General features: G+C 61.1%; 26 protein-coding genes and 1 pseudogene. 4 read left to right on the plus strand and 23 right to left on the minus strand.

What is annotated here, in order from left to right; all coding sequences use genetic code 11:
* Positions 1-4 precede the first annotated feature (4 nt).
* The 12 genes and pseudogenes from AC07OT_RS28225 to ubiE form a co-directional block, all read right to left on the minus strand.
* A complete protein-coding gene (locus AC07OT_RS28225; RefSeq protein WP_495109616.1) occupies positions 5-1912 on the minus strand; it encodes a methyl-accepting chemotaxis protein in 1908 nt (635 codons plus the stop codon).
* A gap of 165 nt (positions 1913-2077) precedes the next feature.
* Positions 2078-2950 (minus strand): methyl-accepting chemotaxis protein, encoded by an 873-nt coding sequence (locus AC07OT_RS28230; protein ID WP_371856075.1) that lies wholly within the window; start codon positions 2948-2950, stop codon positions 2078-2080.
* Positions 2936-3994, minus strand: a pseudogene (locus AC07OT_RS28235) (methyl-accepting chemotaxis protein); the annotation flags it as partial. The gene AC07OT_RS28230 and the pseudogene AC07OT_RS28235, both read right to left, overlap by 15 nt.
* A gap of 127 nt (positions 3995-4121) precedes the next feature.
* A complete protein-coding gene (locus tag AC07OT_RS28240) occupies positions 4122-4829 on the minus strand; it encodes a 16S rRNA (uracil(1498)-N(3))-methyltransferase (RefSeq protein ID WP_141156526.1) in 708 nt (235 codons plus the stop codon).
* Positions 4826-5617, minus strand: coding sequence for a twin-arginine translocase subunit TatC (gene tatC, locus AC07OT_RS28245; RefSeq protein ID WP_092490204.1), 792 nt, complete (start codon positions 5615-5617; stop codon positions 4826-4828). Before tatC ends, AC07OT_RS28240 begins: the two co-directional genes overlap by 4 nt.
* Positions 5614-6042, minus strand: a complete 429-nt coding sequence (gene tatB, locus AC07OT_RS28250; protein ID WP_141156527.1) for a Sec-independent protein translocase protein TatB — start codon at positions 6040-6042, stop codon at positions 5614-5616. Before tatB ends, tatC begins: the two co-directional genes overlap by 4 nt.
* Positions 6043-6052: 10 nt before the next feature.
* Positions 6053-6331, minus strand: a complete 279-nt coding sequence (locus tag AC07OT_RS28255) for a twin-arginine translocase TatA/TatE family subunit (RefSeq protein WP_003171180.1) — start codon at positions 6329-6331, stop codon at positions 6053-6055.
* A gap of 26 nt (positions 6332-6357) precedes the next feature.
* Positions 6358-6690: a phosphoribosyl-ATP diphosphatase gene (locus AC07OT_RS28260; protein ID WP_027605032.1), complete on the minus strand. Its 333-nt coding sequence runs from the start codon at positions 6688-6690 to the stop codon at positions 6358-6360.
* A 2-nt stretch (positions 6691-6692) separates the two neighbouring features.
* The gene (hisI, locus tag AC07OT_RS28265) at positions 6693-7085 is read right to left on the minus strand and encodes a phosphoribosyl-AMP cyclohydrolase (protein WP_012721796.1); all 393 of its coding nucleotides are present in this window, start codon (positions 7083-7085) and stop codon (positions 6693-6695) included.
* Between the two features lie 41 nt (positions 7086-7126).
* The gene (gene ubiB, locus AC07OT_RS28270) at positions 7127-8731 is read right to left on the minus strand and encodes a ubiquinone biosynthesis regulatory protein kinase UbiB (RefSeq protein ID WP_495109617.1); all 1605 of its coding nucleotides are present in this window, start codon (positions 8729-8731) and stop codon (positions 7127-7129) included.
* Positions 8728-9351 (minus strand): ubiquinone biosynthesis accessory factor UbiJ, encoded by a 624-nt coding sequence (locus tag AC07OT_RS28275; protein WP_495109618.1) that lies wholly within the window; start codon positions 9349-9351, stop codon positions 8728-8730. Before AC07OT_RS28275 ends, ubiB begins: the two co-directional genes overlap by 4 nt.
* Positions 9351-10121 carry a bifunctional demethylmenaquinone methyltransferase/2-methoxy-6-polyprenyl-1,4-benzoquinol methylase UbiE gene (gene ubiE / locus AC07OT_RS28280; RefSeq protein WP_003171186.1) on the minus strand — a complete coding sequence of 257 codons (771 nt, stop codon included), beginning with the start codon at positions 10119-10121 and terminating at the stop codon, positions 9351-9353. The genes AC07OT_RS28275 and ubiE overlap by 1 nt, the downstream gene beginning before the upstream one ends.
* A 144-nt stretch (positions 10122-10265) precedes the next feature.
* Between ubiE and AC07OT_RS28285 the strand changes: the two genes are divergently transcribed.
* The 3 genes from AC07OT_RS28285 (at position 10266) to AC07OT_RS28295 (ending at position 12047) form a co-directional block, all read left to right on the plus strand.
* Positions 10266-10541: a polyhydroxyalkanoic acid system family protein gene (locus AC07OT_RS28285; RefSeq protein WP_065940772.1), complete on the plus strand. Its 276-nt coding sequence runs from the start codon at positions 10266-10268 to the stop codon at positions 10539-10541.
* 105 nt (positions 10542-10646) lie between these two features.
* Positions 10647-11069, plus strand: a complete 423-nt coding sequence (locus AC07OT_RS28290; RefSeq protein WP_065940773.1) for a phasin family protein — start codon at positions 10647-10649, stop codon at positions 11067-11069.
* Between the two features lie 12 nt (positions 11070-11081).
* Entirely contained in the window at positions 11082-12047 is a 966-nt protein-coding gene (locus AC07OT_RS28295) for a phasin family protein (RefSeq protein ID WP_065940774.1), read from the plus strand.
* Positions 12048-12115: 68 nt separating this feature from the next.
* On the opposite strand, the gene AC07OT_RS28300 is transcribed toward AC07OT_RS28295, so the two are convergent.
* From AC07OT_RS28300 to AC07OT_RS28325, 6 genes are all read right to left on the minus strand, one after another.
* Positions 12116-12646, minus strand: coding sequence for a fimbrial protein (locus AC07OT_RS28300; RefSeq protein ID WP_495109619.1), 531 nt, complete (start codon positions 12644-12646; stop codon positions 12116-12118).
* An 18-nt stretch (positions 12647-12664) separates the two neighbouring features.
* On the minus strand, positions 12665-13600 hold the full coding sequence (locus tag AC07OT_RS28305; protein ID WP_065940981.1) for a fimbrial protein: 936 nt from the start codon (positions 13598-13600) through the stop codon (positions 12665-12667).
* Between the two features lie 70 nt (positions 13601-13670).
* On the minus strand, positions 13671-16247 hold the full coding sequence (locus AC07OT_RS28310) for a fimbria/pilus outer membrane usher protein (protein WP_495109628.1): 2577 nt from the start codon (positions 16245-16247) through the stop codon (positions 13671-13673).
* Between the two features lie 123 nt (positions 16248-16370).
* Positions 16371-17138: a fimbrial biogenesis chaperone gene (locus tag AC07OT_RS28315; RefSeq protein WP_495109620.1), complete on the minus strand. Its 768-nt coding sequence runs from the start codon at positions 17136-17138 to the stop codon at positions 16371-16373.
* Position 17139: 1 nt separating this feature from the next.
* Positions 17140-17925, minus strand: coding sequence for a fimbrial biogenesis chaperone (locus AC07OT_RS28320; protein ID WP_253492983.1), 786 nt, complete (start codon positions 17923-17925; stop codon positions 17140-17142).
* Between the two features lie 22 nt (positions 17926-17947).
* Positions 17948-18526: a fimbrial protein gene (locus tag AC07OT_RS28325; RefSeq protein ID WP_495109621.1), complete on the minus strand. Its 579-nt coding sequence runs from the start codon at positions 18524-18526 to the stop codon at positions 17948-17950.
* 354 nt (positions 18527-18880) lie between these two features.
* Between AC07OT_RS28325 and AC07OT_RS28330 the strand changes: the two genes are divergently transcribed.
* Positions 18881-19543 carry a response regulator gene (locus AC07OT_RS28330; protein ID WP_495109629.1) on the plus strand — a complete coding sequence of 221 codons (663 nt, stop codon included), beginning with the start codon at positions 18881-18883 and terminating at the stop codon, positions 19541-19543.
* Here the strand turns inward: AC07OT_RS28330 and AC07OT_RS28335 are convergent, their stop codons facing one another.
* The 5 genes from AC07OT_RS28335 to AC07OT_RS28355 form a co-directional block, all read right to left on the minus strand.
* The gene (locus AC07OT_RS28335; protein ID WP_065940780.1) at positions 19544-20164 is read right to left on the minus strand and encodes a TetR/AcrR family transcriptional regulator; all 621 of its coding nucleotides are present in this window, start codon (positions 20162-20164) and stop codon (positions 19544-19546) included.
* 27 nt (positions 20165-20191) lie between these two features.
* Positions 20192-21874: a class II poly(R)-hydroxyalkanoic acid synthase gene (phaC, locus tag AC07OT_RS28340; RefSeq protein WP_495109622.1), complete on the minus strand. Its 1683-nt coding sequence runs from the start codon at positions 21872-21874 to the stop codon at positions 20192-20194.
* A gap of 88 nt (positions 21875-21962) precedes the next feature.
* Positions 21963-22808, minus strand: coding sequence for a poly(3-hydroxyalkanoate) depolymerase (gene phaZ, locus AC07OT_RS28345; RefSeq protein WP_027605018.1), 846 nt, complete (start codon positions 22806-22808; stop codon positions 21963-21965).
* A gap of 134 nt (positions 22809-22942) precedes the next feature.
* Positions 22943-24622: a class II poly(R)-hydroxyalkanoic acid synthase gene (gene phaC / locus AC07OT_RS28350; protein ID WP_495109623.1), complete on the minus strand. Its 1680-nt coding sequence runs from the start codon at positions 24620-24622 to the stop codon at positions 22943-22945.
* Positions 24623-24871: 249 nt separating this feature from the next.
* Positions 24872-25249: a gamma-butyrobetaine hydroxylase family protein gene (locus AC07OT_RS28355; protein WP_027605016.1), complete on the minus strand. Its 378-nt coding sequence runs from the start codon at positions 25247-25249 to the stop codon at positions 24872-24874.
* Between the last annotated feature and the right edge of the window lie 34 nt (positions 25250-25283).

The raw sequence follows: 25283 nt of genomic DNA on the forward strand, positions 1-25283 counted from the left end.
GCGTTCATACCTTGAACCGCCCCACGCATTGCTGCAAATCCGTTCCCAGCCGCGCCAGTTCGATACTGGCCGCTGCCGTCTGTTCACTGGCGGCGGCGGTTTGCTCCGAGGCGTCGCGTACTTTCAATACGCTGCGGTTGATCTCTTCGGCCACCGCACTTTGCTCCTCGGCGGCAGCGGCGATCTGCGGGTTCATTTCCTGGATGACCGACACCGTGCGGGCAATCTCCGTCAGGGAGTCCCCGGCGTTGCGGGCCAGGCCGACGCTGTTGTCGGTCAGGGTGCGGCTGTAGTCCATGATGTCGGCCACCTGTTGTGTACCGCTGTGCAGGCCGCCAATCAGTTCTTCGATTTCCTCGGCGGACTGCTGGGTCCGTTGGGCGAGACCGCGCACCTCATCGGCGACCACCGCGAAGCCTTGACCGGCCTCGCCGGCCCGTGCGGCTTCTATGGCCGCGTTGAGCGCCAGCAGGTTGGTCTGCTGTGACACTGACTTGATCACATCCAGCACACTGCTGATTTTCTGGCTTTCCCGTTGCAGCCCCACCATGGCCTGACCCGCGCGCGCCATTTCATGGGCAAGGTGCTCGATTTGCGCCACGGCATCCGTTACTACCTGATCGCCCAGCTCAGTCTGTTGATTGGCCTGTCCGGCGGCGAGGGAAGCCTGCTCGGCGTGGCGCGCAACCTCCTGGGCGGTGGCGAGCATCTGGTTCATGGCGGCGGCGACCTGCTCGGTTTCATCGCGCTGATGATTCACCCCGGCGCGAGTTTGTTCGGTCACGGTGGAGAGCTCCTCGGCGGCGCTGGCAATTTGCCGCGCGTTGTCGCTGATGTTGCCAATCAGCCCCCGCAGGTTCAGCGTCATTTGGCTCATGCTGCGTTGCAGTTGGCCCAACTCGTCACGCCGTCGGGATTGCACGTCATGGCTCAGGTCGCCTTGCGCAATGCGATTGGCAGCGGACAGCGCTTTGCGCAGCGGTTTCACGATCTGCCCGGCAATCAGCCAGGCCGCGAGGGTGCCCAGCAGCAAGGCGGCAGCGGTCGTACCAAGGGTTTGGGTGCGGGCCTGTTCGGCTTCGCGTTCGCGCCGTTGAGTCTGGTCCTGGCTCAAGAGATCGCTCTGGGCGAGCAGTTGGTCCAGTTGCTGTTCCAATTGATTTTGCGCGCCTTCGGTTGTGAGTTGCGTGTCCTTGAGGCGTGTGAGGTGGGTGCGGATACTGAGCACGGTATTTTTCAGGGCGCCGCTGTCGACCGGCAATTTTGCTACGCCCGCCTGGGCGAGTTCGAGGTTGCGCTCGGCGTCGCTGACGGCCTGGGCGTAGGCATCCAGCGAGCTGGCGGCCCAGGCAGGGGTTTGGGCTCGATCCTCCGCCTGCTCTATGGCCTGGCGCAGGTTTTCGATGGCATCGAGGGCTTTTTCATCCTCCTGGTCGGGTAAGTCGCTGGCCAGTTGTGCGAGTACATCGCCGGTGCGTACGGAGCTCTGCTTGAGCTGTTCACGGGCACTCTCACGTGTCTCGACCAGCGCGGGCACATCCTTGAGTGTGGCTTTGAACGTTGCAGAAAGGCGGGTCATCTCCTGCAGGTACTGAATGGGTTTTGGGGCTTTAAGGCGGTTGGAAAGCTCGCTCAGGAGCCCGTCTATTTTTTCTATGCTCACGCTCAATTTGTTGAGGCTGTTGGTATCGTCCAGGGTGCGGTAAACGATTCGGTCAGCCCGCAGTTCTTCACCCGTCACGGCCAATTGCGCGAGCACGGTCAGGGTCTGCGAGCGGTAAAGGGACGCGGCCAGCGCCTGCCAGCCAGTCACGGCAATCACAAGGCTCAATGCCAGGACCAGGGAGAAGCCCAGGGCCAGTTTGAGAGTGACACTGGCGTCACCCAACAGGTAAGTCATTCGACGAAGCATGATCAACCTCCGACAAGTGAACAGTGGGCGTTCTCAACGTGCGCAGGCACATTGAGCTGAATTGAACGCTAGTTCTCTCGGCGCAGAGGTGGGGCTGATAAGCGCGTAGGAAATTTCACAGATTGCATGCGGCGACCCAGGGCGGGTCGCCACGCGGGGAAGGGGTCAGACCCGGAAGCGGCCGACCAGCGCCTGGAGATGAGTGCCCAGGCGCGCCAGTTCGGTACTCGATGCGGCAGTCTCTTCACTGGCCGAAGCCGTCTGCTCGGAGATATCGCGCACGTTCAACACACTGCGATTGATCTCTTCCGCCACGGCGCTTTGCTGCTCGGCGGCGGTGGCGATCTGGGAGTTCATCGCCTGGATGGTCGAGACCGTACGTGTGATGTTCTCCAAGGCGCTGCCGGCGCGGCGCGTCAACTCGACACTGCTGTCGGTGAGGCCACGGCTGTTGTCCATGATGTTCGCCACCTGCTGGGTGCCGCTTTGCAGGCCGACGATCAACTCTTCGATCTCTTCGGTGGACTTCTGGGTGCGCTGGGCCAGGCTGCGCACTTCATCGGCCACCACCGCGAAACCGCGTCCGGCTTCACCGGCACGCGCCGCTTCAATGGCTGCATTGAGGGCCAGCAGGTTGGTTTGCTGGGCCACGGACTTGATCACATCGAGCACGCTGCCGATCTTGTCGCTTTCGCGCTTCAGATCGGCCATGGCGACCGTGGAATTGCCGACTTCAGTGGCAAGGCGTTCGATCTGGGCGATCGCTTCGCCGACCACTTTGTCGCCTTCGCGGGCCTGCTGGTCGGCGGCCACTGCGGCTTCGGAGGCTTCCTCGGCATTGCGCGCCACTTCCTGCACGGTGGCGGCCATTTCATTCATGGCGGTGGCCACTTGGTCGGTCTCGACTTTCTGGCTGTTGACCCCCGCGTTGGTTTGTTCTGTGACGGCCGACAGTTGCTCGGCGGCGCTGGCGATCTGGGTGACCCCTTCGCTGATGCCGCCGATCAACTCGCGCAGGCCCACGGTCATGCTTTGCATGGCGCGTTGCAATTGGCCCAATTCATCCTGGCGCAGTGAAATGAGGTTGTGGCTCAGATCACCCGAGGCGACGCGCTCGGCCACTTCGAGGGTCTGGTTCAGCGGAAGAATGATCTGCCGCGTGATGGCCCAGGCCGCTACCAGTCCGAAGACCAAGGCAAGCACGGTGGCCAGCAGCAACAGGCTCTTGGCTTGGGCTGCGTCGGTATCGCGCACGACGGTCTGGGAGAGGGTCAGTTTTTTACTGCGCTCAAGCAAGATGTCGCCCTGTTCGCCCATCTTTTTCATGGCGGCGGTACTCGCGACCTGGGAGTCTCGGTATTGGCTGACGGCCGCGCGGTAGGCTTGCAGCGAAACGCTGGCCTGTTGCAGGTTGGTTGCGTACTGCTCAGGCAGCGTGCCGTTGAGGGTGGCGATTTTCTTCAGGGCGTTATCAATGGCGTCCAGGGCCGGCTGTTCTGCTTCAACCTTGCCGCTGTAGGTGTAGCCGCGCACCTGGAAGCGCGCCTGTTGGATCAGCTTGCTCAGCTCGACCACGCTGTTGAACTGGGTGACGCTGTCGCCTTGCAACAGGGATTTTTCGATCTCGCCGATCTTGAGCACCGCATTGTCGGCCGTATCGCCCAGCTTGCTACGGGCGTTTTCACGGTTGGCGCCGGCCTGGACCATATCGTCGAACGCATGCTTGTATTGGGCGATCGCGGCCAATTGCTCGTCCACCAGCAGATTGTCGGCGGGTTGATCGATCAAGGTGTCGGCGGTTTTCAGGCCGCTTTCAAGCTTGCTCATCAGCTCGTTGACCGCCGTCGGGCCTTGTTCGCCCCGGCGCATTTCGTAGTCCAGGCGCGCCAGGCGCAGGTCCTTGGTCAGCTCATTGAGGCTGGAGATGTAACCCAGTTTGTCGCCCCGGCTGATCACGCTGCCCAGGCCGCTCCAGCCGGTGAAGGTGATCATCAGTGTCAACAGCAATACCAGGCCAAAGCCCACCGCCAGCTTGGTTTTGACGCTGACATTCCCCAGTTTTTCGGCTAACCAACGATACATGCTGCGAACTCCCCTGGAACAAAGCTTGGACTTATTCACGGGTTATCGGCCTGCATACGGGATTCTGTAGCGACGCTCTACCCTGTGGGAGGGAGCAAGCCCCCTCCCACAGGGATATGCGGTGTGGTTAGAAAAGGCGGGCGAGCAGGGCGGTGACGGCCGTTTCGACGCGCAGGATGCGGGCGCCCAATTGCACCGGCTGCAAGCCGGCCTTGGCCAGCAGGTCCACCTCATAGGGGATCCAGCCACCTTCCGGGCCTATGGCCAGGGTGACCGGTTCATCCAGCCCACGGGGGCAGGGTGGGTAGTCGCCGGGATGGCCGATCAGGCCAAGGGTGCCTTCGGTCATGGCCGGCAGGCGGTCTTCGACGAAGGGCTTGAAGCGCTTTTCGATAACGATTTGCGGCAGCACCGTGTCCCGTGCCTGTTCCAGGCCGAGGATCAGTTGTTCGCGAATGGCCTCGGGCTCCAGGAAGGGGGTCTGCCAGAAGCTTTTTTCCACCCGGTAGCTATTGACCAGCACCACTTTCGGCACGCCCATGGCCGCCACGGTTTGCAGGACCCGGCGCAGCATCTTCGGACGTGGCAGGGCCAGCAGCAGGGTCAGGGGCAATTTGGCCGGCGGTGGTTGGTCGAAGCTCACTTGCAGTTCGGCTTCGCGGGCTTCCAGGCGCAGCAATTGCGCGTTGCCCATCAACCCGCCAAGGCGCCCGACCCGCAGGCTGTCGCCTACGGCGGCGCGGTGGACTTCCTGCATATGCACCAGGCGCCGATCACGCAGGATCACCCGGTCGGCCGCAATGAAGTCGGCATCGAACAGCAGCAGCAGGTTCACGGCTGGGTCGCTGGCGGCTGGTCGTCGTCGGCGGGTTGGTCATCCGGGTGATCGCCACGCTTGCTGATCAGGCCGCTGAACAGGATGCCGATCTCGAACAGCATCCACATTGGCACGGCCAGCAGGGTCTGGGAGAAGATGTCCGGCGGCGTGAGGATCATGCCGACCACGAAGCAGCCGATGATCACGTACGGGCGGATTTTCTTCAGGTACGCCACGTTGACCACGCCGATCCACACCAGCAGCACCACGGCCACGGGGATTTCGAACGCCACGCCAAAGGCGAAGAACAGCGTCATCACGAAGTCGAGGTAGCTGGTGATGTCGGTCATCATCTCCACGCCGGCCGGGGTGGCGGCGGCGAAGAACTTGAAGATCAACGGGAACACCAGGAAGTAGGCGAAGGCCATGCCGGTGTAGAACAGCAGGATGCTCGACACCAGCAAGGGCACGGCGATGCGCTTCTCATGCTTGTACAGGCCCGGCGCGATAAAGCCCCAGATCTGGTGCAGGATCACCGGGATCGCCAGGAACAGCGAGACCATCATCGTCAGCTTCAACGGTGTGAGGAAGGGCGACGACACATCGGTGGCAATCATCGTCGCGCCGGCCGGCAGGTACTGGCGCAGCGGCGTGGAGACGAAGGTGTAGATCTGCTGGGTAAAGGCGAACAGCCCGGCAAAGATCACGAAGATCGCTGCCACGCAACGCAGCAGGCGGGTCCGCAGCTCGGTCAGGTGCGAGACCAGCGGCATATGCTGGTCGTTTTCCGGTTTATCAGCGCTCATGGGGCTCGCGGCGGCAATGTAGGGTCATGGGGCGCGGGCGACGCAGCGGGCGTCGGCGCAGGCTCGGTTGCAGCGGTCGGGGTCGGGGTCGGGGCGGCTGGCGGGGTATCCACCGCAGGCGCAGGCGCAGGCGCGATGCTGTGCTCGGCCACAGGCTCCACCGGTTTGGCGGGCTCCTGCACCGGCGACAGGATCTTCCGGGCTTCCTGTTCCAACGACAGAATATGTTCGTTGTGCAGTTGGCGACGGATCTCGTCGGCGCCGATTTCCCGTTCAACTTCCTGTTTGATGGCGTTGAAACTGCGTTTCAGGCGCCCGATCCACAGGCCGGCCGTGCGTGCGGCACCGGGCAGGCGTTCCGGCCCCAGTACCAGCAAGGCAACCAGGCCGACGAGCAGCAGTTCAGAGAAGCTGATACCAAACATTAGTCAGTGCTCACGAGTCTTTGCGGGTCGGCTCTTCGACTTTTTCAGCCTGCACGTCGAAGGTACGACGCTCGGTGATCGGCTGGGTGGCCTGGGGGTGTACAGGCTGGGCCGGTGGCACCGGGTTGGCGGCCGGGTCGGCAGGCTTCTCATCGTCGTTCATGGCTTTACGGAAGCCCTTGATCGACTCGCCCACGTCGGTGCCGAGGTTTTTGAGTTTCTTGGTGCCGAATACCAGTACCACCACCACCAGAATGACGATCCAGTGTTTCCAGTCAAAAATGCCCATGCTGCAAATCCTCTAGTAAAAGTTATTCAAGCGGACGGGCGCGAGGCCTTTTCGGCGTGCCCGGACAAGCCGAAGCGACGGTCCAGTTCATCCAGCACGGCCTGTGGATGCTGCCCCAGTTGGGCGAGCATGACCAGGCTATGGAACCACAAGTCGGCGGTCTCATAGATGACATCGCTGCAATCGCCGCTGATTTGTGCGTCCTTGGCGGCGATGATGGTCTCGATGGACTCTTCGCCGAGTTTTTCCAGGATCTTGTTCAGGCCCTTGTGGTACAGGCTGGCGACGTAGGAACTGTCGGCGTCCGCACCTTTGCGGTCCTCCAGCACCTGGGCCACACGGTTGAGGGTATCGCTCATGGTCAGTGTCCTGCCGAGTAGATGGCGTGCGGGTCTTTGAGCACCGGCTCCACGACCTTCCATTCGCCGTTCTCGAACACGCGATAGAAGCAGCTGTGGCGGCCGGTGTGGCAGGCGATGTCACCGATCTGCTCGACCTTGAGGATCACCACGTCGGCGTCGCAGTCGATGCGCATCTCGTGCAGGGTTTGCACGTGCCCGGACTCTTCGCCCTTGCGCCACAGTTTGCCACGGGAACGTGACCAGTAAATGGCGCGCTGCTCAGTGGCGGTGAGGCTCAGGGCCTCGCGGTTCATCCAGGCCATCATCAGCACGCGCCCGGTCTTGTAGTCCTGGGCAATGGCCGGCACCAGGCCGTCACTGTCCCACTTGATCTCGTCCAGCCAGTCTTTCATCTTCGGCTCCGGCAATTTGCGACAGTGTATAACCGGATTGGCTATCGACGCACGATCAGATAAACACCCACGGCGACCATGATGCCGGCCGGCCAGTGGCCCAGTTGGTTCAGCGGCCCGCCAATGGCCAGCATCACGCCACCGACCAGGTGCGCAGCACCCAGCAGGCGCAGGAACCAGTCGTCCTTGCGCTTCTGCCAGGGCGGCGCGGGGTCTTTGGCATGGGGCTGGGACATGCGCTCCAGCAGGTCGCGGGTCATGTTGGCCAGGTGCGGCAGCTGTTCGAACTGGCTGTGCAGGTTGCCCAGCAGGGTTTTCGGGCTGACCCGCTCGCGCATCCAGCGTTCCAGGAACGGCTGGGCGGTGTTCCACAGGTCGAGGTCCGGGTACAGCTGACGGCCCAGGCCTTCGATGTTGAGCAGGGTTTTTTGCAGCAGCACCAGTTGCGGCTGCACTTCCATATTGAAGCGCCGCGCGGTCTGGAACAGGCGCATCAGCACCTGGCCGAAGGAGATATCTTTCAGGGGTTTTTCAAAGATCGGCTCGCACACGGTGCGGATCGCCGCTTCGAATTCATTGAGCTTGGTTTCCGCCGGCACCCAGCCCGAATCGATGTGCAACTGCGCCACGCGGCGGTAGTCGCGCTTGAAGAAGGCGAACAGGTTGCGCGCCAGGTAGTCCTGGTCTTCCGGGGTCAGGCTGCCGACGATGCCGCAGTCGATCGCAATGTACTGCGGGCTCCACGGGTTGACGGTGCTGACGAAGATATTGCCGGGGTGCATGTCGGCGTGGAAGAAACTGTCGCGGAACACCTGGGTGAAGAAGATCTCCACGCCGCGCTCGGCAAGCATCTTCATGTCGGTGCGCTGGTCGGCCAGGGTGGCGAGGTCGGTGACCTGCACGCCGTAGATGCGCTCCATCACCAGCACTTTCGGGCGGCACCAGTCCCAATACACCTGCGGCACGTACAGCAGCGGCGAGCCTTCGAAGTTGCGCTTGAGCTGGCTGGCGTTGGCTGCTTCGCGCAGCAGGTCGAGTTCGTCGTAGATGGTTTTCTCGTAGTCGGCGACCACGTCCACCGGGTGCAGCAGGCGCGCATCGGCAGAGAAACGTTCGGCGGCGCGGGCCAGGATAAACAGCCACGCCAGGTCCTGGCCGATGATCGGCTTGAGGCCCGGGCGGATCACCTTCACCACCACTTCTTCGCCGCTCTTCAACTGCGCGGCGTGCACTTGCGCCACCGAGGCCGAGGCCAGCGGTTCGACGTCGAAGCGGCTGAACACCTCGCTGATCTTCTTGCCCAACTGGTCTTCGATGAGCTTCATCGACTGCTGGGAATCAAACGGCGGTACGCGGTCCTGCAACAGCATCAGTTCGTCGGCGATGTCTTCCGGCAGCAGGTCGCGGCGGGTCGACAGAATCTGCCCGAACTTGATGAAGATCGGCCCCAGGTCCTGCAACGCCAGGCGCAGGCGCGCGCCTCGGCTCAACTCCAGCTGTTTGCGCGGGAACCAGCGCCAAGGCAGCACATAGCGCACCGCCAGCAGGAACCATGGCAAGGGCAGGGCGAACAGCAGGTCATCGAGGTGGTAGCGGATTACGACGCGCTGGATACGGAACAAACGGCGGACGGCGAGCAGCTTCATGCGTTATCGCTTGGATCAAGGGAACGGCTCAAGCGCTCGAAGCGGGCCTCGAGGCGTTCCAGGTCGATTTTGGCCTTGTCGAGTTCACGAAAGCGCGCTTGCGCTTCCCGTTCTCCGACCAGGGTGCGCGATTCTTCGCTCAGGTATTCGGCGAGGTTCTGGTTGAGGCTGGCGAACCCCTGCTGGTACCAGCGCGTACGACTGCGCAGGTGCCCGCTGATCAGCTGGGTGGCGACGGGGCCGATCCAGCGTGACAGCTCGTATTCCCAGTCCAGCTCCAGGTCCTGCAGCACGGCGGCCAGGTCCATCAGGACCGCGCTGTCGCCTTCCAGGTGCACTTCGGGGCTGTGAAGGATGGCGGTCTTGTTGCGGCTCAGCGCCAGGTGCAACAGGCTGGAGGCCGGTGCACGCAGGGTGCAGTCGGCTTCGGCGGCCCATTGAGTGGCGAGCAGCAGGCCTTCATCGCTGGGCAGGATAAACAGCTGCAGGGCGGGGCTGCTGCAGTCCACGGCGATGACCTTGCCGTTCAAGTGCGCGAGCCGTGCCAGGGCGGTGCTGTCCAGGCGCAGCACACGGTTGAGGCCGTGTTCGACGCTGGCAAGAAGGCCTTTGAGCAGCATCAGGGCTTGATGCCACGGTGCAGGGCGACAATGCCCGAGGTCATGTTGTGGTAGGTCACGCGGTCGAAACCGGCCTCTACCATCATCGACTTCAGGGTTTCCTGGTCGGGGTGCATGCGGATCGATTCGGCCAGGTAGCGGTAGCTTTCGGCGTCATTGGTGATCAGCTTGCCCATCAACGGCATGAAGGCGAAGGAGTAGGTGTCGTAGACCTTGGACATCAGCGCGTTGGTCGGCTTGGAGAACTCCAGTACCAACAGGCGACCGCCCGGCTTGAGGACGCGCAGCATCGAGCGGATCGCGTCTTCCTTGTGGGTCACGTTGCGCAGGCCGAAGGCGATGGTCACGCAGTCGAAATGGTTGTCGGGGAACGGCAGCTTTTCAGCGTCGGCCTGGACGAATTCGATATTGCCGGCCACGCCTTTGTCGAGCAGGCGATCACGGCCGACCTTGAGCATCGAGCCGTTGATGTCCGCCAGCACCACCTGGCCGGTAGGGCCGACGAGCTTGGAGAACTTGGCCGCCAGGTCACCCGTACCGCCGGCGATGTCCAGCACACGGTTGCCGGTGCGTACACCCGACAGCTCGATGGTGAAGCGTTTCCACAGGCGGTGCATACCGCCGGAGAGCACGTCGTTCATCAGGTCGTACTTGGCTGCCACGGAGTGGAACACCTCAGCGACTTTTTCCGCTTTCTGGCTTTCCGGGACGTTCTTGAAGCCGAAGTGAGTGGTGGGTTCGGCATCGCTGCCTTTGCGCTGATCAGTCATATCGCTGTCACCAAAAGAGAATGCGGGACATGATAATCCCCAAGGCCTGCTTTGTCTTGGCAAGGCTGCAGGTAAGATAGAGGGTCACCGAGACCTTTTGCCGCATTCAAGGTATTCAAATCCCTATAAAGAGGAGTCATCGTAATGGCCCGTATAACCGTTGAGCGTGCACATTCCCTGGGTAAAGAAGGGGCACGCGCAAAGGCCGAGAAGTTGGCGCATAAACTCCAGGAGCAATATGGCCTGGAGCCCTCCTGGTCCGGCGATACCTTGAACCTCAAGCGTTCGGGGGTTAAAGGCACCGTATTGGTGGCGGATGATTTGCTGCGCATTGATGTGGAACTGGGCCTGTTGATGTCGGCCATGAGTGGCACCATCAAATCCGAAATCGAGAAAGCCCTGGATAAAGCCTTGGCCTGATCCGCGAGTACTTAGGGTGCCGATTCTAATTTTCCAGCCTACTTTGTGCCCAGGTCCTCAACTCCTGCGGGCCGTTCCTCCCCCCTTTCCTGCGTGAGGTGCACCATGGCCAAAGTTATCCTGAAGAAAAAAATCGATGCTCAGACCGGCGCGTTGAGTGACGTTAAAACCTACGCCCGCAAGATCTGGTTGGCAGGTCTTGGTGCCTACGCGAAGGTCGGCAGCGAGGGCGGCGACTACTTCAAAGAGCTGGTTAAAGCCGGTCAACATGTTGAAAGTAAAGGCAAAAAAGTTGCAGTGGAACAACTTGATGCGGCCAACAGTCAGATTGATCAAGTAAAGAGTAATGTCTCCGCGGTCAAAGGTCTGGTAGAAGTTCAGCTGGATAAAGTTGAAAAAGCTTTTGATACTCGCGTTGCCAGTGCCTTGAATCGAATTGGCATTGCGTCTAAACATGACGTGGAGACACTCTCTGCTAAGCTCGAAGAGCTGACGGCATTGCTCGAACGTGTCGCGCGTAAACACTAAGGAGACATCGGGATGGCTGTTAAAAAGACTACTCAGAAAGAAGGCAGCTCGTGGGTCGGGAAAGTTGAAGAGTATTCCCGCAAGATCTGGCTGGCTGGTTTAGGCGTTTACTCGAAGATCGACAGTGACGGCAGTAAACTCTTCGAGACGTTGGTTAAAGACGGCGAGAAAGCCGAGAAGTTGACCAAGAGCGCAGTGGGTAAACAAGTAGGTGCTGCCAAAGCGACTGCCGGTTCGCGCATCAGTGATGCGAAAAAACAGGTATTGGGTACTTGGGGCGAACTCGAAGGGGCTCTGGACAAGCGCCTCAACAGTGCTATTTCGCGCCTGGGCGTGCCGAGTAAGGCTGAGCTGAAGACCCTGCACAGCAAGGTCGATACCCTGACAAAGCAAATTGAAAAACTGACCGGTGCCAAAGTGGCTCCAGTGAAAGCGGCTGCCGCTAAACCGGCTGCCAAGCCTGCTGCAAAAACGGCCGCTGCCAAACCGGCGGCTAAAACGGCTGCCAAACCTCTGGTGAAAGCTGCCGCCAAGCCAGCTGCAAAACCTGCGGCCAAGGCTGCTGCAAAAGCAGTCGCTAAACCGGCTGCCAAAACCGCAGCGGCCAAACCGGCTGCCAAGGCCACCGCTAAACCCGTGGCTGCGAAAGCCGCTGCCAAACCTGCGGCCAAGCCAGCAGCCAAAGCCGCTGCCAAACCGGCCGCTAAGCCAGCCGCCAAACCCGCGGCCAAGCCTGCCGCTGCTAAACCTGCAGCCAAGCCTGCTGCCGCGAAACCGGTGGCCAAGCCAGCCGCCAAACCTGCTGCGGCGAAGAAGCCAGCTGCAGCGAAAAAACCGGCAGCGCCTAAGCCTGCTGTTGCCGCCAAGCCGGCAACCACGGCACCGTCTGCTTCGACAGCCAACTCGGTGTCGGCACCCACGCCTGCTGCCGCCCCGACTGCAACGCCGGTCACCCCGACGCCAACCAGTCAGTCCTGATTTTTCCGGGACACAAAAAATGCCCCACCTGAGAAGGTGGGGCATTTTTTTTGCGCGTTGTCAGTGCCTCAGTTGTAAGTGATCGAGACAGTCACCGCGCTGGCCAGTGTTCCTTGGGTGATCGCTACGCCGGTTTTGTGATATGCCGCCGTGAGTGGTATCACGGCTTTCTTACCTTTTGTTGCAATCGTACGGCTGCGCTGCTCGACCTTGCCGTTCGCCGGGATGGCGTACGCCTTGGCCGCGCGGTGTGATAACGCCAGGGCCGTCCCTGTCGACGTTCCGGTATTGGAGAACAACAAGGGGTTCGCCTCTGCGGGTGTGCCCCCGAACTGGAAAACCACCTTGCGTATATCCGAGTCGCATTCGGCAGAAATCTCAAAATCAAGCGAGCCTGCCGTGGAGGTCGAATCGAAGTCCGAAATCTTGATGGCCGGCAGGGCGAGGCTGCGGTTCAGGTCACCTGCGGCAAGGTCGCAGGTACCGGCGTTGACTTGGCCGGTAAAGTTTAAAGTGCCGGTGGTATCGGCGTGCACGGCAGGCAGGAAGGCCAGGCTCGCAGTCATTGTCAGCAGCAGGGCGCGCGTTCGGATCTTCATCAAAGAGTGCTCAGGGTTTCAGTTGTAGGTAATGGTGACGGTGGCGGTACTGGCGAGCGTGCCCTGGCTGACCGTGCCGTTCAGGTGGTACGCCGCGCCAAGCGGCAAGACTGCACGGTTGCCGGAAACCGGTACCGTGCGGCTATTCTCGGTGCCATTGGCGAGAATGTTCTGGACGCCCCCATCGAGGCGGGAGTAAAGCCATAGGGCCACTCCGCCAGCGGTGCCGGTATTGGCGAACAGCCGGTCATTGCCTGGTGCGGGGGTGCCAGAAAAACTGAAGGTGACGTTGGAGGCGTTGGTGCACTGCGCCGACAGCTCAAATTCGCGGGCGCCGACGGTGGTGGAGTGTTCGAATGCGCCGACTTGCACCGGGTCTAGGGAGATCGTGCGGTTGGCGTCGCCGGCTGCCAGATCGCAGGTGGCGGCGGGCCTGACAAAGCGTACTGCGTTGCCGAGCCTCAGGGTAAAACTCTCCGGGCGGTTATCCAGTCTCTGCACCCAAATGTCTCCGGCAGGCACTGTCCCGTCTGTTACAGGCCCGGCCTTATAGAACCTCAACTCCGCAGCCATGAAGCTCGTGAGCGCACCGCTGATGGTGTTTTTTTGACTATGCATGCCAAAGAAAGGGTAAAGCGCGCCGGAATGTCGGATGCGCATGTGTACACCCACACCGGGAACCTCGGTCTCGTAGTACTTTGCGTGAGACCTTGGGCCATAGCGCCCGGTAATCGTTAATAAAGTGTTGCTGCAGTACATAGTGAAATAGGGTGCCGTGCCAGTGAACTCCTTAATGACAATTTCAGACTCCACCGGGAGGCTGTCCGGTACGACGATTGTGGAAGGAAGGGTGAGTGTGAATGTGTCGTTCTGATACCTGTCACACGCCGCTTGAGCCGCGATTGGCGAGCCAAGGATCAGCACTGTTGATATGAGTTGTATGGCGCGTTTCATCTTCAGTCCCGCAAAAGAAATAGGGCGTTTGCAGGCAAGCAGTGCAATGGCATTACTCGCCTGCGCCGGATCAACTGCTTGCATTGCTCTCGCTCGAGGGTGTCATGCGCTGTGCTGTATCGGGCCGGCAGGTGCCCGCGTTCAGATTGAGTAAGCGCTGGGTGCCGGCAGTGTTCGACTGTGTAGCCAAGTCGTAATGCAACTGACATGCGGCACCGGCATGGGGACCCCACTTGATCGTCAATGGCCCCTGTGTACGGGGCACGCGCACAAAAGCCTGACCGCCCTGCCCGACCACCCCGACGCTCGCGCCGTCCTCATCGAACACATCCGCACCGAACGGCAACGAGCTGCCATCCTCGCGCAGTGCCGTGATCAACAAGGCCTGGCCGCTGGTCGTCTCGAACTGCAGTTTCACCACTGCACCGGCGCGGGGGGCCACGTTCCGGGCCGCGGTCTTGAGCTCCACATCGGTGGACAGATCCTTCGGGTCCAGTTCCACGATGTTCTGGCGGTAAGGGGTGAGGTGCGGCACCACGGCAAAGCCGCCTTTGCCGATTTGCGCGCTGTGATTGCCATTGATTCGCGCGCCTTGGGCGTCAGGCGCCTGGACGATGCCGATGGTATCGCCGAGTTCTGGGGCGAGGGTCACACCGTCTGCGTGGGCGACAATGCCTCCGGTCATGCCAAGCGATGTGGAGCGGTATGTGCTGCTCTGGCCATGGCTGGCGGAGAGTACGCCATGGCGGGTGTGGTATTTCATGTCGGCACTGGTGGCGTTGCTGTTGCCCTGGGTCCGGTTGGCACTGACGCTGTAGCTGAACTGATTGTGCTCACCCAGGCTGCCGCCCAGGCTGGCGCGCTCGCCGCTGCCTTGATCGCCGCCATAGGCGGTGGTGGTCAATGTCGGCGAATGGGCGTGGCTGCCCAGTGGCAGGCTCAAGGTGAGCTCCAGTTGCTTGTCCCCGTGCTCACTGCGCAGATCACGGCTGCGCTGTGCGCTCAGCAGATAGTGGAGGCCCCGCCACGTGCCGCTGTACCCGGCGGTAAAGGTCAGGTTGCCATGGGTGCGGTTCCAATAATGTTGTGAAGAACCGGTCAGGTACACCGAACCGTTGCCCAGGCTCTGGTTGAGGCTGATGTCCATTCTGTTGCGCAGCCGCGACAGGTTATCCGGGTTCAGTCCGTCGATGGCCAGGTCGCGAATGCGCGCGGCATCAGCCACATTCAGGAAACCTTCGGTGGAGTAGCGGTACGCCCCGAGGGCAAAGTGGGTGCCCGTGTCGGTGAAGTTCTTGCTGTAGCGCAGTTGTACGCTTTGCCCCTGGCGTGAACCATGCCCCGGCAGATGCGCGCTCGAATGCGTCAGGTCGCACGACAACGCACCTACTGAGGTGTTGAACGCCGTACCCAGCAACTGCGATTGGTAGTCGTCGCCGAGCGTTGCGCCGGTGTACCCCGTGAGGCGATTGCTCAGGCCATGCTGATAAGTGGCCTGCACCAGCGCGGGCGGATGGTGCAGGCCCACTTCATCCAGCTGGCCGACGCTCAATGCATAGCGGCTGTGGCCGGGACGCAAGAGGTTGGCGTTGGCGGCGAACGGTACGATGAACTCACGCTGGCGGCCGTCGGCCTCGGTGATGGTGACGCTCAGGTCGCCCCCATACCCGGTGGGAAACAGGTCGTTGAGGACAAACGGGCCGGGTGCTACAGACACTTCGTCCAATAACACGCCGCGTTGGCGCACGCTGACCCGCGCGTTGGTCTCGGCAACGCCACGCACTACCGGTGCAAATCCGCTCAATGAGTCGGGCAGCATCCGATCGTCGCTGGACAGGCTGGCACCCCGCAGGCGCACGCTATCGAACAGTTCGCCCGGCGTGTAGATTTCGCCCGCCATCAGTTGGGACTGCAACGTGTCCACTTCGTGCTGCACATAGGTGGCGCTGCTTTGATAGCTCGAGGCAACCTCTGAATGGCTGTAGCTGCCGCTATGTCGCCAGTGCCAATCGCCCAGATTGAGCCCAGTGTTCAGGCCCAGGTAGCTGGAGCCGAGTGCGCGCGTATCGGTCTGGGTGGCGAACGTATTGACGTTGTACCGCACAAAGGCGGCATCGATCCCGCTGTCCCAGTGCTGCGGGTCGACATAGCCCCGCGCCTTGCGCGCCAGGAAAACCTGCGGCACTTGCAAATCCAGACGGTTTTCACCTGAATCAAATTGGCTGCTGGCTCCCGGCAGGTAGGTGCCGATATCCGCACAGCGCGCAAACGGCGTACGGGACGCCTGATTGGCTTCAGTGGTTTGCAGGTCAATGCCAAACCTGAGCAGCACATCACGCTCCAGGCACAACTGCGCGACCTGCTGACCTTCCACGGCAATGAACGTCAGGGTTTCACGCCCAACCCATTGGCCATTGAGGTGGATGTCGGTGCGATAGTTGCCAGGGAGCACGACGTTGCCTTGGTTGAACCGTGCAATATCGATCGGCAGCCCGCCCCGGCCGCCGGTAAAGAAAGCCGGGTTGAACTCAGCCTGTTCTGCACTATTGGCGGCCATGGCATGGGCTCCGCTTACCAACAGCACGCCACGCAGCGTCTGCTTTAAACGGGGCCGGCTTACGAGCCTGGCAGGCGTGTAAAAACTCATTTTTCGCGTTTCCATAAACGGGCTCCCCGAATGTCGGCAAAGGGCATCCCTACCCACTGAATGGGGTATCAATCGACGGTGCTTTCGATAAGGCGAAGTGGGATTGCTACAGAAGAACGGCCGTCATGGAGAGACCTCGCTGCTGTGGTGGGTCTTGACCCCGAAATCGTCGAGCGTCTGGAACTCGACGGTTGCAGCGCTGCCCATCGGGGTTTTCAGGCGAGGCCACTCAAAGCGGGCGCGCCCACCGGGCGTCACCATATTCTCCGTACCCGACGCCGCCGGTTCGCGGACATGGTGCTGCCCTGCCACTTGCACTTCGATGCGCTCGAACGTCACGTGGTAAGGCGTCGGATTGAAGACTTCCAGCGCCTGGCCATGTTCGCCCCGGACAGACCGCCACTGCAGCTTCCCGGGGGCTTCCTCGACCTGGTAAGGCAGGTTCGACGGGCGCAAAAACACCTTGATGCGCGAGCGGAAGGCGAACTGCACCTGATCGCCCTGCTGGCCGCCCTGGGAGCGTGAGGGCACCTCCAGCACGTTGAACCAGAACAGGCTTTCCTGTGCCCTGGGCAAGGCTTCGCCGGTGTAGGCCATACGTACCACCTGTTGCTTGCCTGGCTCCATGCGGAAGATCGGTGGCGTGAGGACGAAGGGCGCTGTCGCCAGATCCGGTGTTGATTGCTCATCGCCGCTGTCCAGCCAAGCCTGGATCAGCACCGGTGCCTGGTTCTTGCTGTGCAGTCTGATCGTCACCTCCTTGTCGTCCTGCGGGTAGACAATTCGGGTGCTGTTGATGACCACGCTCGCCTGCACGGGGAGGGTGGTCAACAGCGCAAGCACCAACGCCATGCACCGGGCCGGCAGGTGTGAGCGGATAGCTGTCTTCATGTCATCGGTCATCCTGCGGTTGAAGGGCAAGGCGGGCCGAGTGACGGACTCGAGCACCAAAGTCGCTGACGGTGGTGAATTCGACCGTGGCTGCATCGACGGGGTGATGGCGCAGCAGGGGCAGCACAAACAGTTTCACGTCACCGTCCGGCATCAGCAGACTGTCGTTGGCGTCTTTGTTGGCGGCTTTACTGAAACGTTTCCCGTCGTTCAGCAACTCGATCGAGGCGATGGAAATATGGTACGGCGTGGGGTTGGTGGCTTGCAGGGCGAAACCCTGTTCATGGGCCACCAGCTTCCACTGCAGTTTTTCCGGGGCGCTGTCGACGGGGTAGGGCAATGCCGGCGGGCGCACAAACACCCGCAAACGGGTGCGGAACGACAATTCGATCTGGTTGTTGTGTGCAGCGTCAGCGGCAAGCGGTGGTACTTCCAGCACGTTCAACCAAAACAGGCTTTCACGGTCGGCCGGCAAGGCGCCTGCGCCATAGCGCAGGCGCAAAGCCTGTTGCTGGTGCGGCTCAATGCGGAAGAGCGGTGGCGAGAGAATGAACGGTGTGTGGGCCGTTGCCGGTGTCGAATGCCGGTCGCCCGTGTCCAGCCAGGTTTGCACCAGCGCCGGAAGCGGCCCCTTGTTCTCCAGGCGCACCACGACTTCCTGCTGCTGCATGGGGTAGATCACGCGTGTGCCATGGATGATCACGCCTGCGCGGGCAGGAAGCGGCAACAGCCAGAGCCACGCGCAAGCCGCGGTGGCAACCAGCGTCAGGCAGGCGATTCTTTTCATCGTGTCAGGCCCCTGGGTTGCCTTACTCGGCGTACTCGATCAAGAAGCCCACACGGGTGTTGACCTTGCCTTCGGTGGCAGGGCCGCTGGCATACATTTGCGCCGCGAGCGGGATCACGGCCTGGTTGTCGACGATCACCGCGCCGGCCGATTTCTCGGTGTAGACGTTGATCGGCGTGCCATCACGTTGAGTCACTTCCACCTGTACGTTCTTGGCGGTGCTGGTGTCGGACGGGTCATCGTAGCCGTCGATGTTCAAGCGCCCGGTCGCCACATCAATGGCCGGGCTGGTTGGATCGAACGCGACCATGGCGGTACGCCCGTTGCTGCAGCTGCCTTCACCCGGCGCGCCGATACGGATGGTGAAGCCCGTCGGGTTGGCACGACTGCCCGCGCTTGCCAGGCGTGCCGCCGAGACGCCTCCCAGGTTGACGTCCTTGACGACTGCGCCAGTGCCGGGGGCTGCACCTTCGACCGTGCACGTCAGGTCTGTCACAAGACCACTGAACTTGATGATGCCATCTGCTGCGTGCGCCGGTTGTGAAGCGGCGACGGTCAAGGCCAGCACGGCCGTAATCGTGGAGAGGGGGTTAACGTTCATGATATTTCCAGTCGTCATTCATAGGTCTAGCCCGTCGCCGATGAAGATCGCTGATCTTTCGAATGGCGGGGTGCCCTAATTTGTCGCGTTTGCCGAGTGCTATCCATAGAGAACCAGCGAGACTTATCTCGTGATCGTTCGATAAGTTAATTTAACTTTTGTAGGTGTTTTCTGTAGTACTGGGAAATATCTGTAAGTTATGCCTGAAGGGTTTTTTCTTATTGAATTGTCGTATTGATCCTCGCCTGTAACTGGGTATACCGTGTATTTAACCAGAGCGATTATGGGTGTGGTGCTGTATTCACTTGTATGGGTGTAATTATGGCTACTTCAATGTCCACTACGCATACCGTCATGCTGCTGGATGATCACGAGATGGTTCGGCAGGGCATCGAGTTGGGGTTGAGCAAGGAGGCCGACCTTGCGGTGATCGGTTCCTTCGGAACCGGCAAGGAACTGCTGGAGGCTCTTACGCGGCGGCCGGCCGATGTCGTGGTGATGGAATTTAGCCTCGCGCCATCGGACAGCGATGGCCTCAGCCTGATCGAGGCGCTGCACCGGCGTTTCAGCACCTGCAGGCTCTTGATTGTGTGTTCGCACTACACGCCCGCCACTGTTTCTTTATCGTTGAAGGCGGGATGCCGGGGGATCATGGGAAAAACCCAAAACCTGACGGAGTTGATCACGGCAATCCGAACGGTCGCCCAGGGACGGATTTACCTGCAGCTTTGCATGGTGCCTGCGCTGCAGGGTGTGCAATCCGTATTGAAGGAAGGAAAGATTAAATCGGACAGAGACTTTTCGAAGCCTTTGCAGTTTAACGAATGCCTGACGCCAAAAGAGCAGGAAGTATTGCGGTGTTTTCTGGACGGTATGTCCGTGAACTCCATTGCGGCTAAGTTTTCTCGAAGTGCAAGTACGATCAGCACGCAAAAACAATCCGCCTATCGAAAATTGGGAATCAGGAACGACAGTGAACTGTTCAAGTTTACTCACCAGTTCGGAAAGCTCGGGTAGTCAGCCCTGATCGTCCAGATAACGTAGCGCCAATCGTTCCGTCGCCTGTCGCGCCGGCAACAGCAGGTGTGGCGCCACCAGCATCATGACCTGATACACCACCACCCGCACCTCGCCCTCACGGTCGAGAATGCGTTGGTAGTCCAGGGAGAACAGCAGGGTCATGGTGATCTGCTCCACCAACTGGCCCAGCGCCTGGGTGTCACTGACCAGTTGCCCGTCCGCCTTCAGACGCGCCAGCAAGGACGCGAGGGTGCGCTTGAGTGCGGTCAGCAGGTTGCGAATGCCCTTGGCCAGTTTCGGCAGGCGCCCCGCCAGGTTCGACAGGTCCTGGAACAAAAACCGGTATTGGGCCATGCGTTCTATGATCAGGTGCAGGAACAGCCAGTAATCCTGGGCCTGCAGTTGCGCGTCCGCCGGCGGGTCGAGCAGCGGCGCCAACTCGCCCTGGAAGCGCTCGAACAACCCCAGCACCAGCGGTTCCTTGCCATGGAAGTGGTAGTAGAGGTTGCCGGGGCTGATCCCCATTTCATTGGCCACCTCCATGGTCGACACGTTCGGCTCGCCCTTCTGGTTGAACAACTGCAGGGCACATTCAAGGATACGGTCGCGGGTCTTCATCCAGTCTTCTTAATCTGATCGTTGAGCTCAGCGCACTCGCACATAGGTGCCGGGCGCCGCTTCCATCGGTGGGTAGTTCTGGTTGCCCAGGGCGGTGAGGGTTTCGCGCTGTACGCCCGAGCGCTGCTGGATCCACGCCAGCCACTGCGGCCACCAACTGCCCTCGACGTGGTTGGCGTCGTAGTACCAGGCACGCGGGTCGCTGCTCAGCTTGGGATTTTCGACGTAGTTGGCCTTGGGGTTGCCCGGCGGGTTGAGGATGCTCTGGATATGCCCGCTGTTGGACAGCACGAAGCGCCGCTCGCCACCGAGCAATTGTGTGGAGCGATACACCGCGTCCCACGGCGTGATGTGGTCGTTGATCCCGGCCACGCTGAAGCTGTCCACCGTGACCTTCTGCAGGTCGATGGGGGTGCCGCACACTTCCAGGCCGCCGGGATGGCTCAGCGGGTTGTGCTTGAAGAAATCGAGCAGGTCGCCATGCAGTGCGGCGGGCAGGCGCGTGTTGTCGTTGTTCCAGTACAAAATGTCGAAAGCCGGCGGTTCCTTGCCCAGCAGGTAGTTATTGATCCAGTAGTTCCAGATCAGGTCGTTGGGACGCATCCAGGCGAACACCTTGGCCATGTCGCGGCCGTCCAGCACTCCTTGCTGGTAGGAACGACGCTTGGCGGCTTCCAGGGTTTGCTCATCGGCGAACAGCATGGCGGGGCTGTCGATCTGGCTGTCCAGCAGGCTCACCAGGTAGCTGGCGCTGGAGATACGACGCAGCTGGCGCTTGGCTTGCAAGTGGCCTTGCAGGGCGGCGATGGTCAGGCCACCGGCGCAGGCGCCCATCAGGTTGACCTCACGGGCGCCGGTGATGGTCCGGCAGACGTTGAGTGCTTCCTCCAGCGCCGCCACATAGGTGGACAGGCCCCATTCGCGGTGGCGTACGTCCGGGTTGCGCCAGCTGACCATGAAGGTCTGCAGGCCGTTCTTGAGGGCGTACTGCACGAAGCTGTTGGCCGGGCTCAGGTCGAAGATGTAGTACTTGTTGATTTGCGGCGGCACGATCAGCAGCGGCCTGGCGTACTGTTTTTCGCTCATGGGCTTGTATTGGATCAACTCCAGCAGCTCATTGCGAAACACCACCGAGCCTGGGGTGGTGGCCACGGTCTTGCCGACTTCAAAGGCTTGTTTGCTCACCTGGCGTGGCAGGCCGTTATTGTGCAGCAGGTCGTCGAACAGGTTGCTCACGCCGCGCACCACACTGTTGCCGCCGGAGTTGAGCAGCTCCTTGACGGCCAGCGGGTTGAGCAGGGTGTTGGAGGGCGACACGGCGTCGTTGATCAAGGCGAAGGCAAAGTGCGCGCGGGCGCGGTCGTCGTCACTCAGTGAGCTGTCATCGATCCACTGGCGGGTCTGCTTCTGCCAGCTCAAATAGGCTTGCAGGCTGCGTCGGTAGAACGGGTTGAGCGTCCAGGTCGGGTCGCTGAAGCGGCTGTCCCGTGGGTTGGGCTCGTGCACCGTCTCACCCAGCAGCACTCGACCCAGCTGACCGCCCAGGGCCAGGGCGTGACGGGCGGTATGCACCGGGTTGCGCCAGCCGTGGGCGGCAACGCTGCGCAAGGTCGACAGCAAATCCCGACCGCGCAGGCCGGTGATCGCGTTTTGTGCGTTGATGAACGCGGCAGGGGTGGGCGCCGGGTTCGTCACGGGTCTTTCTCGCATGAGCCAACACTCCTTCCTCAAGCCATCAACAGGCACGCCAATTCAGAACCATAGTCGGTTCTCGGCAAGTTGCGCGGCGGTGTGGTCCTTACACCGCTGGTCGCGGGTGAATCACGGCCCGCATGCGCTCCTCCTCGAGAAACTTCATGATGATCGGCGCCACGGCTTCAGCCCGGGTGATCAGGAACAGGTGGCCGTCATCGATGATGTGCAACTGTGCGTTGGGAATGCGCCAGGCCAGCATGCGCATGTTGACCAGCGGGATCAGCGGGTCGTCGTCCCCGGCCAGCACCAGGGTCGGCTGGCGGATCTTGTGCAGCCAGTGGATGCTGGTCCAGCCCAGCCCCGCGAACAGCTGCCAGTAGTAGCCCAGCTTGCCGGCCGAGCGCACTTTGCTCGCGTGCTCGGCCGCCAGTTTCGAATCGCGGCGGAACGAACCGCCATAAATCATCGGTGCGATGCGCACCACGTGGGACGGTTGGATGTAGCGCCGGGGGCTGGCCATCAGCCACAGCACCTTCGGCTTGCCTGGCACCATAAAGGCACCGGCCGCGGTCGCGGCCAGGATCAGCTTCTTGCAGCGCTCCGGGTAGTCGTAGGCAAACTGCTGCGCCAAGGCGCCACCCCAGGACACGCCCACCGCATTCACCTGGCCATAGTCCAGGTAGTCCAGCATGCGTGCGGTGAGCTTGGCCAGGCCGGGAAAACGATAAGGCCGGTTGGGCGTCGAGGAGCCACCCACGCCCGGCACATCGAAGGCGATCACTTCCAGGTCGGGGTCCAGGGCCTGGACGAACGGAAACACCAGCTCAAGGTTGGCGCCGATGCCGTTGAAGATCAGCAATGGCGTCAAGTGGGGCTTGCCCGGGCGTACCGCCGTGCGGATGGTCTGGCCATCCAGGTCGATGGTACGGAAGATGAACGGTTGCGGCATGCTCAAGCCCTGTGAGATGTGACGGTTGGAATGCAGGCCAACTGTGGGAGGGGGCTTGCCCCCGATTGCAATTGATCAGCCAATGGATCAGATGGCTGACACACTGCGATCCCCACACTCGACCCCATTTCAATTCAGCGTTCGTGTACGTAAGTCCCGGGGGCTGCTTCCGCTGCGGCATAGGTCTTGTTACCCAAAGTCGTCGGTGCCTTCTTCAGCTTGCCCGCCCGTTCCGCTTGCCACGCCTGCCAATGCAGCCACCACGAGTCAGTATGCTTGGTCGCGTTCTCCTGCCACTCCAGTGGCTTGCCCGCGAGGCTGTCGCTGGTCTGATAGCGCGCCTTGGGGTTGCCGGGCGGGTTAAGGATGCTCTGGATATGCCCGCTGCTGGACAGCACGAATTCCACCTTGCCACCGAACAACTGTGCCGACTTGTAGCACGACTGCCAGGGCGTGATGTGGTCGTTGGTGCCGGCCAGTGAATAGATATCGGCCGTGACCTGCTTGAGGTCGATGGGCGTGCCGCACACTTCCAGGGCATTGGCGCGCACGAGTGGGTTGTTTTTGAACAGTTCGATCAGGTCGCCGTGGAAGGCCGCCGGCAAGCGTGTGGTGTCGTTGTTCCAGAACAGGATGTCGAACACCGGCGGCTCATTGCCCAGCAGGTAATTGTTGACCCAGTAGTTCCAGATCAGGTCGTTGGGGCGCATCCAGGCGAACACCTTGGCCATATCGCGGCCTTCCAGTACACCGGCCTGGTAGGAATGGCGCTTGGCCGCTTCCAGGGTCTGCTCATCCACGAACAGCGCCACCTGGGTGTCCAGGGTGGTGTCCAGCACGCTCACCAGCAGGGTCAGGGCGTTGACCTTCTTCTCCCCCAGCGCCGCGTAGTGGCCCAGCAGGGCGGTGCAGGTGATACCGCCGGAGCAGGCGCCGAGTATATTCACGTCTTTGCTGCCGGTGATCGCGGTGACCACGTCGACCGCTTCCTTGAGCGCCTCGATATAGGTCGACAGGCCCCACTCGCGCTGGGCCTTGGTCGGGTTGCGCCAACTGACGATAAAGGTCTGCTGCCCGTTGCGCAGGCAGAAGCGCGCCAGGCTCTTCTCCGGGCTCAGGTCGAATACATAGAATTTGTTGATCTGCGGCGGTACCACCAGCAGCGGGCGTTCGTGCACCTGTTCGGTGATCGGCTTGTACTGGATCAGCTCCAGCACGTCGTTGCGAAATACCACCGCCCCTTCGGTGATGCCCAGGGTCTTGCCCACTTCAAACGCGCCCATGTTGACCTGGCTCGGCATGCCGCCGTTGTGCACCATGTCCTTGGCCAGGTGCGACAGGCCGTCGAGCAGGCTCTTGCCGCCGGTTTCAAAGAAGCGTTTGACCGCCGCCGGGTTGGCTGCGCTGTTGGTGGGGGCCATGGCTTCGGTCATCAGGTTGATCACGAAGTGGCCGCGGCTGATGTCCTGCTCCGACAGGTTACTGTCGCCGATCCAGTCGTGCAGTTCCTTGCGCCACGCCAGGTAGGTTTGCAGGTAGCGTTTGTAGAGCGGGTTCTGGCTCCAGGCTGGGTCGTGAAAGCGACGGTCATCGCTTTCGGGCTGCAGCTGCGATTTGCCGAACATCACGTTCTTCAATTCAACGCCAAAGTGGGCGACGTGCTTGACGCTGTGCAACGGCTGCTTGATGGCTTGGGTCAGCACCATCTTGGCCGAGGCCAGTAAATCCTTTTTACGTAACGCGATGATCGGGTTGAGCCCCAGGGTGTTTTCCGAGGCCTGGCGTTTCAAGTCATCGTTGTTCTTGTTACTCATCTACGACGCTCCATTGTCCGAAAGACGAGTACCGGGTACCGCTGCGCACCAGGTTTCGATACACAACACAAGCCAGGTACTGCGACTCGGGTGACCGTTGATACCGCATCGTCAAATGCAGGGAACTTGCCAGTTCCATTGGTTACCCGAGTTTAATTTTTTTCGCAAGCGGGCCAATCGTTGGCCACGCGACAGGGCATTCAAGCAGATGAAATTAGAAAATGCCCTCTAAAGAGCAAGAAGCCTGGACTAGAGCATCAGCCGCACGACCGACTCGCTCGGATCGCGGGTTTTGCCGGCTGCCTTGAGCTCGGCGAGATAATCGGCCCACAACGCGTCCTGACGCACGGCCAATTGGTAGAGGTAGTCCCAGGTGAACAGTCCGCTGTCATGCCCGTCGTCGAAGGTCAATTTCAGTGCGTACTGGCCGGCCGGTTCGATCTTGGTCAACCGCACGTTGAGCTTGCCGAATTGCAGGATAGGCTTGCCGTGGCCCTGGACCTCGGCGGAAGGCGAATGCACCCGCAGCAGTTCGGCGGGCAACTGGTAGACCTCGTCGGGGCCGTAGGTGAGGCCTAGAGTGTTGGAGGTTTTGTGCAGGTTTACAGCGGTAGGAAACTTGGCCATATGAGGTGCTCTTGAATAAACCGGCTTAAAAATG

Source organism: Pseudomonas sp. GW821-FHT09C10 (assembly GCF_059418085.1).